Origin of the sequence: Paenibacillus sp. FSL H3-0333, from assembly GCF_038002805.1 — a bacterium.
Taxonomy (GTDB): Bacteria; Bacillota; Bacilli; order Paenibacillales; family Paenibacillaceae; genus Paenibacillus_AQ; species Paenibacillus_AQ silagei.
Genome location: NZ_JBBODG010000001.1, coordinates 3,867,267 through 3,881,362, shown reverse-complemented (window position 1 = coordinate 3,881,362; position 14,096 = coordinate 3,867,267). Strand labels below are relative to the sequence as shown.

Genomic DNA, 14,096 nt, shown 5'->3' with positions numbered 1-14,096 from the left:
GATTTTGAATCTCTTCTTTTTTATTTTTCTCTTTTAAATATAAAAAGGAAGTGACTCAAAAGGAATGGCAAATTCAAACTTAGCAATACTCATTAGTGCGAAGCTCAATAACGGTCTCAGTCTAAAATCAATAAATGAAAATATTAAGGCTTTAGCTAAACATCCCTCGCTACAAAAGCTTGATTTAAAAGTAAATATTGATAAATCATTCTTTGACAATCTTTCATCTCTTTCAAAAAATTTGAATACTATAACATCTCAACTGCAGCAACAAAATATTGCTAATAACAAAGTGAATACTGGTTTGAAACAGACAACACAGTCTATTCAAGATCAAACAAAGGCTACAAATGAGGCTGCCAAAGCCGAATCCAAATGGCGATTAGAAAGAGAACGTACTAATAAGGCAGGAACAACAACCTCCACATCAACAAACGGATACAAAAAACAAATTGTTACTACAATGAGTGATGGCAGTAATAAGGATATTGTTAACATTGTAGATTATTCAAAAAAATATAAAGAACTTGAAAACATTGATCGCTCCCATTACAATGCGCTAAAAGATAATAAATCCAGAATTGAAGCAATGGAGAAAGTTCATTATCTCGCCCTTCAAAAGAACAGAGAAATGGATTGGAAAAACCTCCAGGCCGCAAATAAGCAGGCTGAAGCCTTAGATAAGGCTCACTATCAAGCCATTAAGATGAACAGTGATATGATTGCTAAGAATCAAAAGCAAACCCAATCATTGATTAACTCTGCCTTCTCTGGTAAGCAAAGTGCAAACAGCGCTTCTAATGGTGTTGCCGAAGCTAAAGCCTTAGAGGTTCTTAACAGACAATATGATAAAGTATTAAGCAATCTCAATGCTGCTAAGAATAGCGGCAAGCAACTTAGTGACAGCGAACTATCTGGCATCAATAGAAGAATAGAAGCTTTAAATAATTTGGGTAGTAGACAAAGACAAGTTGAAAAAGATCGTGCAGTTCTCTCCTCTACTCAACTTCGTGCAGAAACACAAGTCAACAATCTTCTTTCGGGAAAATATAAAGACAAAGTAGATTCAGAGCAGCTATCAAATTTGTTAACTCGACTTAAAAATCTTGATGTTCAGACTGCTAATTTTAAGGGTAGAGCAAAAGAGATTACTGATCAAATTAATAAATTAGGTTCTGAAGCAAGAAATGCATCAGCTCAAACAGCAGGATTGGGCGACAAACTTAAACAAACGTTTAATAATATGTTGATATACTCCGGTGTCGGAAGCATTTTTTACGGAGCAATTAATGCCTTTAAATCAGGGGTTCAACACATCTTTGATATTGATGCCGCCATGACTGATCTAAGAAAAGTTACAGACGAGACTACTTTGACATATAATCGTTTCTTGGTAACTGCCAATGAAACCGCAAACGCCATTGGTGGTGTTACTGTTGACGTTGTTAAATCAACAACCGAGTGGGCAAGATTAGGCTATACAATACAACAGGCACAGAGTCTTGCAAAGCAGACATTAGTTTATCAAAATGTTGGTGACATTAAGAGTGCTGAAGATGCATCTAAATCATTAATCTCGACAATCAAGGGATTCGGCATTGAAGTTGATAACGAAGGGAAAAACATAACTAAAATTGTAGATATTTATAACGAAGTTGGGAATAAGTTCGCTATAAGTTCCGCAGGTATCGGTGAAGCACTAAGACGAAGCGCCGCTTCTCTTTCCGAGGCAGGGAATAGCATCGAACAATCCGTTGCACTTGCTACTGCTGCCAACTCTACCATCCAAGATCCAGCTAGAGTGGGACAAATGTTGAAGACTGTGAGTATGCGCCTTCGTGGTGTTTCTGATGAGGGTGAGGATTTAACAGACCTCATTCCATCTATGGAGAAAAAATTTGCTGCACTTGGATTAACACTTAAAAAAGATGACAACACCTTTAAAAGTACATATGACATTTTTAAAGACTTATCCTCTATTTGGTCTGACCTATCAGATTTTCAACGTGCAGATATTCTGGAGTCTGTAGCAGGAAAACTTCAAGGTAATATTGCTGCATCTTTAATAAATAATTTCAAAGATGCACAGGATTCTTTAATTACAGCGCTAAATTCAACAGGTTCTGCTGCAAGAGAAAATGAGAAATACATAGAGTCTATTGCTGGTCGTATGAATCTATTTAAGAATGCTATTTCTGAATTTTGGTCAAAGAGTATTGAGTCGTCCACTGTTAAAACAGTTATCAATTCGTTAACTAGCGTGGTCGATCATATCGGGAGTGTTAATAAAGCTCTATTAATAGCTGGTGCCGCCTTTATTATTTTCAAGCAAAAAGCAATTGCTTCAGCTATTAAGTCTTTATACGATTTCATTGGAGTTTTATATGTAACTACAATAACAACTAACGGTGCCACGTTAGCATTAAACTTACTCGGGAAAGCAATTACCGTTGGGTGGATTGGAGTTGCAGCCGGAGCTTTTTATGTTCTTTACAATATTATTAATAGTTCAAGTAAAGCAATTAAGGAACAAAATGAACTTATTGAAAAAACAGATGAAAGATACAGTGATTTAAACGAATCACTCTCTGAAACCAGCAACTACTACAAACAAAATTATAAAGATATTTCAACAAACAACGACGTTAAAGATCGGATGTTCCAACTTCAAAGTCAACTTATTGATTCATTTGGACTCGAAGCTACAGGTTTAGATTTAGTTAATGGCAAGTATGAAGATCAAATTGCAAAACTTGAAGAACTGAACAAGAAAAAGCTATCCAATGAAATTAAAGATAATGAAATTGTTGTCAATTCAATCAACGAAACCAGATATAGTAAACCACAACTTGGAGCAAAACTGATTGGAAAAGGATATTCTGTTCAAGATGGTGGCGGTCAAGGTGATACCCTAAGTCTGAAAGAATATTATGAAGAGTTGCTGGTCGTTCAGGATAAGATCAGAAATGGCAACAATGACATTTATGCTTCTGAGAAACTAATTCCTAACACCTGGAAGGACAAGGAATTAGCATTAAATGCAGTAGCGGATCAAATGGCAAAGCTTGAGCCAAGTTATAAGAAAATCCTTTATTTCGAAGACCTTCAAAAAGAAAGTCAAAAACAATATGCTGCTGGTCTTGTTACTCTTAGTGATGAACAAAAGAAATTTTATGACGAAGTTACAGGTATTGCTTCAAAGCAGCCTCTTGAGGATTTCGGGAAGTATGTTCAAGGTTTGGCCGTTTACTCTGGATGGTTTACCGGAAAGAATGCTGCCGAATTAATCAACCGAATTGAAAATATCTCACAGATAAAAGCTGATCCTGAGTTGCTTAAGTTATTTGAAAACTTAAAACAAGGTTATATCGACGCAGCAAACGCCGCTGAAGGCGCATCGGAAGTATTAACCATGCATGACGCTTTGATGGCGTTGGGTAAGGGCTTAAATGGTTCGAGTGAACAACTTAATAAATTCTTAAAATATATTACTAAATCTAAAGATAACGTTGATGAATTAAATAAGGCTCAAAAAGAGTTGGATGATAACGGTCAATTATCTGCTCAAACCATCAAAGACTTAAATGATAAATATGGCGACTTTATTAAGAAAACTGGGTTGAGTAAAGATGGAATATATAAGTACATAAAGGCAACTAAAGATCAAGAAAATGCTGCAATTGATGCTGATATTAAGATAACCAAAGAAGCTATCAAAAATTCTGAAGAGCGATTAAAACAACTTAAGAAGGAATATGACTTACTTGTTAACATCCTCAATGCCAAAATTGACAATGCTACTGTTGATGACCTAAACACTGAAAAAATATTCATGCAACAAACTGCTCCTTATAGAGCAGCGCAAAAGGAACTTGATTTATTAAAAACCAAGTACAGCATTTTAACTCAAACACAGAATGATTATAATGCTGTAGATGAAGATTCGAAAAAAACAAAAGAAAAGTTAAATGAGTCCTATTCTGATACTGTTGAAATACTTACAGAGCTTCAGAAAAAGATGGAATCAATCAATAAACTACTTGATGCTGAGAGCAGAAAACGCAGCAAATTAAGAAAAGATTCTAAGGAGTATCAAGATTCTCTTCGCAAAGAGAATGATTTGCTGAAAGAAAAGATCAAGCTTGGGAAAGATGGAATTAATAATCCGGCTAAGTTGGTTTCTTCAAAGGTTACTACAACCACTAAAACCAATGATGGTCCACCCTCCTCATCTACCTCATCGTCTTCAACTAATAATGTAGGTTCAGGCTCATCTAATTTAGATAAGATGCTTTCTAACGCACTTGGATTGCAAGGTTCATTTAAATACAAGCAAGTTTCGGGCAAATTTAAAGGCACATATGAAGAATTTGTTAAGGGAGCTACTTCTGACTGTTCGCAGTTTGTACAAGAGATGTTTGATGAGTTTCTTAATATTAACCTCCCTCGTACTGCTGCCGAGCAAGCTAAAAAAGGCGTTGCTATTGAAAAAGCCGATCTAAAATCTGGCGACTTGGTATTCTTTAATACGACTGGAAAAGACAATAGTCATGTCGGTATCTATACAAGCAATGGTAAGTTTATTCAGATGGGCAATAGTGGCTTAAAAGAGTCCAATTTAAACAGCTCTTATTGGTCTGGTAAATATCAGGGCGCTAGAAGGGTTGCGGAATCATCAGAGGTCTCCACCACTCCAGCCTCTTCTGGTAAATCATCTATTAAAAATGGAAATACTACCATTAAAACAGATGGCCCAACTCAAAAAGAATTGGCTGATGCTATCGATGCTCAACTTAAACAAAACAACGATAGCGAAGATAAAATTTATCAAAACAATCTACTCATTCTTGAATCCTTCAAAGAGGGTTTTGATAGAAGAATCCAAGAACAAGAGGATATACTTTATGAATCCAAACGCACCCAAGAGAAATTAGACCCTCATTCTGCTGCATGGCGTAAAGAAAATGAGAAGCAGGTCAATGCCAAAGGGAATATTCAAAGCATTCAGCACGAAGCCAAAACTAAGTTACAAACTGAGATGAAGGCTCTTGGAATTGAATCAAACGATTGGGATGATGTACTCAAGAAGTTAAGTTCAGATTGGCTTGATATACAATCAGAAAAGTTTGCATTATTGATTGAAAATTTCAACAGTCAGATTGATTCTTCTAAGCAGCGCATATCTGATTTGGATAACTTGGTTGAGCAATCTAAGAATCGTATGTCACAGTTTGATGTTGGTTCTCCTGAGTACAACAAAGAGCTGAACCTTCAGATCGAGTTGACTAAAAAGCAGAATAAAGAGAATGAAAATCTTAGGAAGTCTCTTGAAACACTTGCTAATAGCACAAAGCTTGATCCGGCGACAAGAAAACAGTTTAAAGAGATGTTGGACGAACTCAATCTTAAGGATTACACCTCGGACATCAAAGATCTCAATGCTGAACTTATTGCTTCTAAGGCTACTCCTCTGACAAAATCCATTGATGATATTAATCATAAACTTGATGTATCTAAGGCAACCCTAAAGGGCTACAAAGAGGGAACTGAAGAATACAATAAAGAGCTTAAGAATCAGGTGGCATTAAACAATGATCTTATATCCGCCACTAAGAAGCTCAAAGACTATGCTGAAAAGCAATCTCAGAACGAAGAGTTATCTGCATCCGTAAGAGAGGATTATAAGAAACAGGTTAAGGAATTAACTCTGAGTCTCTATGAGTATTCTGATGCAATCAAAGAAATCCGTGAAACCTATGCGGATAATGTGATTGAGAAGTATAAGAAGATGCTTACCGAGCAGCAGAAATTGCGTAATGCGGCCTATGACAAGGAAAAAGAAGCCGAAGACGCACGACATGAAACCAGAATGTCCAATCTAGATGATGAGATGTCAAAGTTTGAGGATGTTATTAATGCTCAAACAAAAAGTCTGGATCGGGAAGTTGCTGGAGAGGATTATGCTGACCAGTTATCCAAATTGCAGAAAGAAAAATCTGAATTAGATGCTAAGTTCAGCACTCTTCTACTTGATGATTCACTTGAAGCTAAATCAAAACGAGCCGATCTACAGAAAGAAATTGATGCTAAGGCTGAGGAAATTACTAAGCTTCAACGTGACCGCGAAATCACCATTCGCAAGGAAGGTCTATCTGATCAACTTGAGGATCGTAAGGCTGCTATTGATAAGGCAAAGAAGCTTGAAGACGATCAGAACAAATCTGTTCTCAAAGGAATAGAAGCCAATAAAAAGCTGAATGATGATTATTATGATGGTCTATTGAACGATGAACAGTATTTTTACTCCATGAAGCAAAATCTTATGAGTGAAGATACTGTCAAGATTCAAAATGAATTGACTATTGTTCAGTCTGCTTATGACACTTTCTTCAAGGAACTTGAGAAGAACTCGGGTGTTTATGCATCAAAGATTGCTAGTAATTTAAAATACACTTTTGGACTAGACAAGGATTATGCAAATAACTTCCCTTCCCCTACTAACAATGATGGTTCTTCGGGCTCTTCAGGAGGTAAAATCGAGACTCCTGTTTCTTCTTCTAAGTCTCAAAAACAATCAGACTGGGAAGCTTATTTGTCTAATAAGCAAAAGGCTGAACAAATAAAGACCGAAATGAAGACACTCGTGAAAGACTCAGTAGGTTATAAAAATAAGCAGGCCGAGTTTTTAAAATTGCAAGCCGCCAATGAAGCCTTACGTAAACAATATAGTGATTTCCCTGATGGATCTTATGCTGACTTAAGCAAGCTTACCAAATTCCATGTTGGCGGAATTGCTGGGGAAAAGGGAACAACAACCAAGAGTTTACTTCAGGATGAAGAAGTTCCCGCAATTCTTAAAAAAGGCGAGGGAATAATTGATAAGCCTCGTGACTTCTTTAAAGAAATAGCTTCGAATGTTATGAATAATCTCAGCAACATACTGTCTAACTTTAATACATCAAAAATCTTCGGTGGCTCCCTCCAACCTCAAGCCATCGACAACAGTCTAAGTATTCGTATCGATAATGTTAATGGAGACAAACAAGGTGCAAAAGTGGTCACTGATGCTATCGAAGAATTTTGGAAGAAGAAAACTAAAAGCGGTTGGTAAATAAGTTTCAAGGACTGTCTATATTGGCAGTCCTTTTTATATGGAGGCAATATGTTAGGAGATATAGATTACACGAAAAAACCTTATAAGCCTAACTATTTTCTTGCAAAACCTGACAAACAGATTATTGGAAAATTAAGTGAAGCATATAATGACAGTCTAAAAGATCCTGTTAACGAAACAGGTGAATTAACTTTAAGCGTCCCCTACTTTATAGATGTAAATCATGTGCGTATGCTTAATAAACATATCGACATAATCAAAGAAAACTATTTAATCAAATTAGTTTTCGGTAAAACATCTGAGTGGTACGTAATAACTGCCATCAATGAAGTTATGAATGATACTTCCAGCTATAAACAACTAACGCTTCTAAGTTTGGAATTTGAATTGGCACAGCGTGTCTTAAAGGGTTTCAAGGCAGAGTCAAAAGGTGCTCGAACCGTAATGACAGAAATGTTAAATGAAACAACTTGGACAGTAGGCGATGTCGATTCTGATTTTGAATTATCCAAGCGCAGTTTTGAGTTCTTAGATAATAAAATACTTGGTTCCATTCGTGATGTAGCAGAAACATATAATGCAGTCGTTCTATTTGATACAAATCTACAAACTGTTAATTTAAAGAAGCCCAAATTGTTTGGTGTTGATATGGGCCTGACTTTTTCAAATGAAAGTTTGCTAAAGGGTTTCGACAAAAAGTCAGATGCAAATGGAATAGTGACTAGACTGCATCTTAAAGGTAAAGACGGATTAACCATAAATGCGATCCATCCGACAGGAAAAGACTATCTTGAAGACTATAGTTATTTCATGTATCCATTTAAAAGAGATCTACATAAAAACGTAATCGAACATAGTTATTCAATGTCTGATTCTTTGTGTCATGCAATTTTAGATTACCAGGAACTTGTTGAGGCAAATAAAGAACAATTTAAACTATTGAAAACTGCAAGAGACGGATATAATATCGTAATCTCAAAAAAGCAAGCGGAACTGGTTGACCTTCAGAATCAACTTAAGGTTATCTATAACATTGTAGATAATTATCAATTGGGCAACAACAATAAACCAACAATGTTCTTCGAATCAGTAGCTTATAATGGCTCATCAAGATCATTGAATTTTGACTCTTTGCAAACTATACATCCCTACGTAGCAATGGTTAAAGTTTCAAATGCGTCCAATGTTCAAGTATCTTTTAATGGTGCGATAAAAACTATTATTTCTAATACGTGGACTTTGCTAGGTAAAATTAACAGCGTTACGTCATCCAGTGTGTTGATTACTGGAGGCGGTTCAGCAAATATTGATGTTCAGGTTACAGCAATTAATGAAACTGAGTACAACACTTCATCTAATGATGCTGCTATTATTAATCGCTATTGCCCTAACAATAAACAGATGCAAGTTGATGTAAAGAAGAATGAGATTGCTGAACAAACAGGTTATTTGAACACTATTTTGGCTCAGATAACAAGTTTGCAGTCTCTCCTATCCAGTTCCAATAACTTCACTCCCCAACAATTAATTGAGCTTCAGAGATTTATTAAAATTGAGACTTATGAGAATAGCAACTGTATCGATGCAGAGGATCTGCTGAAATACGGAGAAGAGAACTTTGCAGAAATTAAAGTGCCTCAACTATCAATGGATATAGATGTAGTGTACTTTCTAAGCCTGCTAGAAGAGCAATCAAAGTGGGATAAACTTAATAAGGGTGACTATGTATCTGTCAAATATAAACGAATCGGTGTCAATGTTAAGGCTAAGATTATTGAGATAAATTATGATTTTAAAGGCGAGAAGATATCTTTAACACTATCCAATGTTAGAAATGATGGCAGTGCTGCTTCAAAAATGAATGAACTTTTGAAGAATGGTTCGAATACATCTACATCCTACGATGCAAATAAAAAGGATTGGCTTAAGTCAGTGACTGATGTTAGTGATATGAGTTTATTGTTCGATGAGTTCTGGGATAAGGTCACTAATCAGATCAATATGAGTATTAATAATACTGTTTTGACTGATGCAAGAGGAATCACCGTCTATGATCCAAATGATATGCTTCGCTTTATTAGGATAACTTCTGGTGCAATTGGTATAACAAAGAGCGGCGGGCAGAGGTTCGAAACAGCGTTAACACCGGATGGGATCGTGGCAGAAACATTATATGGTAAAATTTTACTAACCCAGCGGCTCGTGATCGGTGATACAGCAGGTGTCTGGCTAATGGAAGGCCCACGAACAACAATTAAAGATCGCTATGGACGAATTGCTATGATGCTCGGATTATATGAAGAAAATCCTGATAGGTTTGGTATGATCATAAATCGATACAATGGCAATGATCTCAACTCCACTCTCATCAACAAAGTAATTGCAAACAGTGAAGATGGATTTAAAATTCAACGCTGGAATGGATATTCCTTTGATGACAAATTGCATTTAGACAATGATGGTAATATATTCGGCCAAGACATCACAGCTAAAAGATTAAAGATCATATCTGACCAGAATGAACTATTGTTGGACAGTTACACAAAGGAAATGAATATTGGTAAATTTGATAATATCATTACTGATGGTAAGCTAACTGCTATTGAAAAGCTTCAGGTTTTAGGCGAACGAACCAGGATTATAAGCGAATATGCAAAATTGCTTGATCAGGCCAATATTTATAAAACTACAAGTAGAGATGACACAGTACGGATTGATATTCCTCCATTTACTAGTGCTTATAATGCTTTAATTGCTTACCTCTCCCCTCTTCTATCTAATATGACTGAAACATCCGTTATTGATCGAGATGAGTTTATTTTAGTCTTTAAAAGATACTACGATGCTGTGGTTTCCATTATTAACGGGATTAATGACTCCATTAAGTATAGTAGCTTACAACTTGGCAGCTACTATAACTCAGTTTTAGTTGATGCCTTAGACGGGATAACTGTCACACGTTCCGATGAACTGTATCGTACTCGCCTAAACGCTACTGACGGCATCTCTATTCAAAAGAAGATAGGTAACCAATGGGTTAAACGCTTCTGGGTGAATGTGGAAGATACAAGACTATGGGCAGAAGAGTTGGTTGCTAAAAAGTTGACAATCGTCAATGATTTAAACGATATTTATCTTGATATAGATTCAAGTTATCTGGATATTGGTCGATTTACAACAATCATTACTGACAACAAGTTGACCTCAATTGAAAAACTGTCTCTTAAACAAGAGTGGCAAACTATTCAAACCGAGTATGTTAAGTTACTTCAACAGGCCAATCAATATAGGACATCTCAACGGAATAATTATCAAACAGTATTAATTGATATCCCTCCTTTCACTACTGCATTTGATAATCTTACTGCATATGTCATTCCCCTTCTTGCTGACATGAGTGCTACTACTGATATTGATAGAGAAGTTTTCAAATCCAAGTTTCAAAGCTACTATGAGCAAGCCCAGAAAATCATTAATCAAATAACGGATGCCGTTAAGTGGAGCAGCTTACAACTTGGTTTGCCTTATAACAAACTAGTTCTTGACCATATTAATGGACTAACAGTTACACGCTCCGACAATGTTGTTGAAACTGTATTAAACGCAACAGATGGTATCTCAATTAAACGAAACGGGGAAAAGGTATTCTACGCTGATACTGAAGGAAAACTACATGCAATCGATCTTATTGCTAAGTCGCTCAAACTGACAACTAATCCATTTGGTGGTGCTAATGAAGACGTTTTGTTGCTAGATGCTGAAAACCGTATTATGTATATGGATCGATGGGATCTGGTTGGTGCATCGCGCATAGATGCAGAGATGTTAGCCGCTTCAATAGTATCGGCAGAGTTTGGGTTTATAAGTCAACTCACCGCGCAACGCCTTTCAACTATGACTCGATCAGCTATAGGCAGTTGGGCTAACTATATCAACATTGAAAACAATTCTATTCAATGGATAACTGGCATAGCAGTGCAGGGCGCTCACAAAACCCTTTCAGACGGTAGACCATTATATTGGGTAGAATCTACTCAGACGGGACGCATGACTACGGATGTCACCTCCTGGCCTGTTTTTGAATATGCCGTTGATAATAACAACAAGAAAATCAAGGCTGAATTCGCGTTCGATGGCACTGGAGACAGTGCAAACCCTTTTATTTCAATGGGTATTGGAGATGGAGCAACCTCTACATCAGGAAAAGCAAGAATTAGTAAGTATAACGGTGGACTCAAAATCAATTACGGAAACAGCAACTATGGGTTTGAGAGGGGCTTTGATCTTCGTGACGATGGACTTTATCTGACTTCCACTAGCGGAAAAACTGTAGTTTCTACAAAGGATTTTACAATATCTTCTGATAATGGGACTATCAAAATAGGGAATACTGTTGGAGCCATGATAGAGATCAGACCAGATAACAGAATTGTTTTCAAGGCTTCAGAATTTTTATTCGAAAACATTTAGTATTAAAAATCTCCGAGAATATGCCGATATATGGTAGTATTAGGTATATCATATTTTTTTATGGAGGTACATAAGAATGAAAAAAATATCAACTTTTGCTTTGGGTTTAATTATTGGAATATGTGTAACTGCCGGAGGGACTGTTGGTGCTGCCACTTACCTTAAAGCTACTCCTAAATCCGTAAGTTTGATTACAGACAGCAAACAAACTTCAGTTGAGGCTGTAACGGTTAACAATAAATTGTATCTACCAGTCAGAGACGCAGGAAACTCATTTGGATATCAAGTTACTGATGTAACATCATCAACCGTTACTTTTAAGGCTGAATCTTCAGCATCCAATAATTCAACTACGTCTACTACCAAAACAGGTGTTAATTCAAACGGAGGAGAGTATGTGAAAGGACTATATAAGAATTTTTCTACTAATGGAAAATTAGATGCCAACAAGATTAAACTCGCAATAGCAGCTGGCGAATTCTCAGTGAATGCACAAGACAGTGATTCAAAAAACTCATTACTGCACTATGCTGTCTTAGAGGACAATTTCGCACTATACTCTGCTATTAAAGTAAATGCGTTAAATCCCAACCTACAGAATGCTGAAGGAAAAACGCCACTTATGCTAAGCGTCATTAACGAGAGCATCTTCTATTTTGGTGAATTAACGAACATATATAAATCTGACGCAACCTTGAAAGATAATGCAGGAAAAACAGCATTAGACTATGCTACTAAGGGTACTTCAACCTATAATGGATTGCAGGCGTACATGATGTAAGAAGTAATTAAGGAAGATCTAAAAGAAGCATCATATTCGATGCTTCTTTTCATTATTTTTCCTCAAACGTTATTTACATTTATTATTTAAACGCAGGCGATTTGTCAATTTCCTTTTGTATTTCTTTTTCTTTCCATTTCATAAAATCATTATACTCTTTATTCGTCATGTCCTTTATACTCTTCGTCGGTCTATAATCTGAGTTTGAAAAGTCACAAGAACGTATCATCATAAACAGTAGCAAAAGAATAAATAATGATAAAATCCCTATGATACTAGCCAGAGTACCATCTCTCCTTCTTTTAGTCGCTTTCTGCTTCAAAAGAGTATCAGCATACGATTCTTTTTCTGGTAAAATCTTATCTCCTTCTGGTTGCGTACTCACTATTGATCATCTCCTGAAAATATTGGTAAATCTATTATAGCATTCTACTATTTTTCATAGGAGAGTTTTAGAATTATACTTTTTTGTACATAAACTAACTCCAACAACCTGTAGAATGTTATCAATTTTTTTAAATAAAATAACAATTTCATAAGCATTTTCACATAATAAAACCCTTATAAATCAAGGGTTTTTTATTATGTAATTTACAAGGATGTGATCATAATCGCAAAAGTTGCTATTGATGGTTCCAAAATCACTGAATCTACGAAAGAAGGGCATGTTACCTACTCAATCGAAAATTGGGAAGTCGCTTATTACACTGGTGGGGGGAATGATTCAGAAGGAAATGCAATTCCAGTTATACCGCATTATGACTGGGTGTCAGGTGGAAGTGGGAACACTGGAGCCAAGATTGTAGGCACAGTTTCTTGTACCAATAAAATGAAGGTAAACGGCAAGAGTGTAGCCAAAATTGGAGATGTGACTAACGAAACTTGGGAGGCATACCCTGCCATCCCCACAAGTACTAGCACAAAGAGGTATACAGCAACCTCACCGATCTCTGGTTCCGGTAAAGGTTCAATTACTGGTGGCAATAGTAAGAATGTTAAATTGAATGACAAACTTGTCGCTACAGTAGGATCTGAGGTAACCACCTGTCTCGGTAACAAAACAACCATTGAAGACGGTGCTGAGACAATAAATATGTAACAAGAAGGTGATGAAATGACAATACGCGACTCCCTTTTCTTCTCCTTTGCTGGCGAGAAATCAACCAAATACGGGATTTATAACGTGAACCTAGATGGTGGAATGCAAGAAGAATCCTTTGCCTCATCTGCTGAAATCATTGAAGAATCCATTCGAGGTCGAGATAAGCCTTATTTTCAAGGTGTTACTCGTAAGCCACTTCAATTCTCTGTCAATTTTGCATTTATGGATACATGGGATTCCCAGAAAATCAGCGAAGTAGCTGAATGGCTTACATCTCCTGATTACTATCAAGAACTTTATTTCACGAATGAAATTGGTGTTGATCCAGAAAAAATCTACTATGCTATGGTAGTTGAGGACGCTACACTCGTACACAATTGTCTACGTCAAGGGTACATCAAATTAACCTTCCGATGCGATTCTCCCTATGCTTATTCCCCCATTATGACAAGCCGTGAATATGTTTGGGATAAGTCCTACGCTGAGATTAAGAATCTTGATTTTAATGCAGGTGAGAAACAATCATCCCTCATTGTTAATGCTCAGGGAGGTCTCACTCTTAATCCAGCAAAGCCGAAGTGGAGTAATTATCCCAGTGGAACAAAATGGTCTGATTTATAAAGAAAGGA

The 14,096-nt window shown here is 36.5% G+C and carries 6 protein-coding genes; 5 read left to right on the top strand and 1 reads right to left on the bottom strand.

The genetic code is table 11. From position 1 onward, the window contains the following. The first annotated feature begins 64 nt into the window (after positions 1-64). The 3 genes from MHH78_RS17065 (at position 65) to MHH78_RS17055 (ending at position 12,365) form a co-directional block, all read left to right on the top strand. Positions 65-7,111 (top strand): phage tail tape measure protein, encoded by a 7,047-nt coding sequence (locus tag MHH78_RS17065; RefSeq protein WP_341168106.1) that lies wholly within the window; start codon positions 65-67, stop codon positions 7,109-7,111. Between the two features lie 51 nt (positions 7,112-7,162). Further along, entirely contained in the window at positions 7,163-11,584 is a 4,422-nt protein-coding gene (locus MHH78_RS17060; protein WP_341168105.1) for a phage tail protein, read from the top strand. Between the two features lie 76 nt (positions 11,585-11,660). Next, positions 11,661-12,365, top strand: coding sequence for a hypothetical protein (locus MHH78_RS17055; protein WP_341168104.1), 705 nt, complete (start codon positions 11,661-11,663; stop codon positions 12,363-12,365). 82 nt (positions 12,366-12,447) lie between these two features. Here MHH78_RS17055 and MHH78_RS17050 read toward each other — a convergent pair whose 3' ends face one another. Beyond that, positions 12,448-12,750, bottom strand: coding sequence for a hypothetical protein (locus MHH78_RS17050; RefSeq protein ID WP_341168103.1), 303 nt, complete (start codon positions 12,748-12,750; stop codon positions 12,448-12,450). A 216-nt stretch (positions 12,751-12,966) separates the two neighbouring features. Here MHH78_RS17050 and MHH78_RS17045 point away from each other — a divergent pair, with 216 nt between their 5' ends. Together MHH78_RS17045 and MHH78_RS17040 are read left to right on the top strand one after the other, a co-directional pair. Next, the gene (locus MHH78_RS17045; RefSeq protein WP_341168102.1) at positions 12,967-13,464 is read left to right on the top strand and encodes a hypothetical protein; all 498 of its coding nucleotides are present in this window, start codon (positions 12,967-12,969) and stop codon (positions 13,462-13,464) included. Positions 13,465-13,479: 15 nt separating this feature from the next. Beyond that, complete coding sequence (locus tag MHH78_RS17040; RefSeq protein WP_341168101.1) at positions 13,480-14,088, top strand: phage tail domain-containing protein; 609 nt, start codon at positions 13,480-13,482, stop codon at positions 14,086-14,088. Positions 14,089-14,096 lie beyond the last annotated feature (8 nt).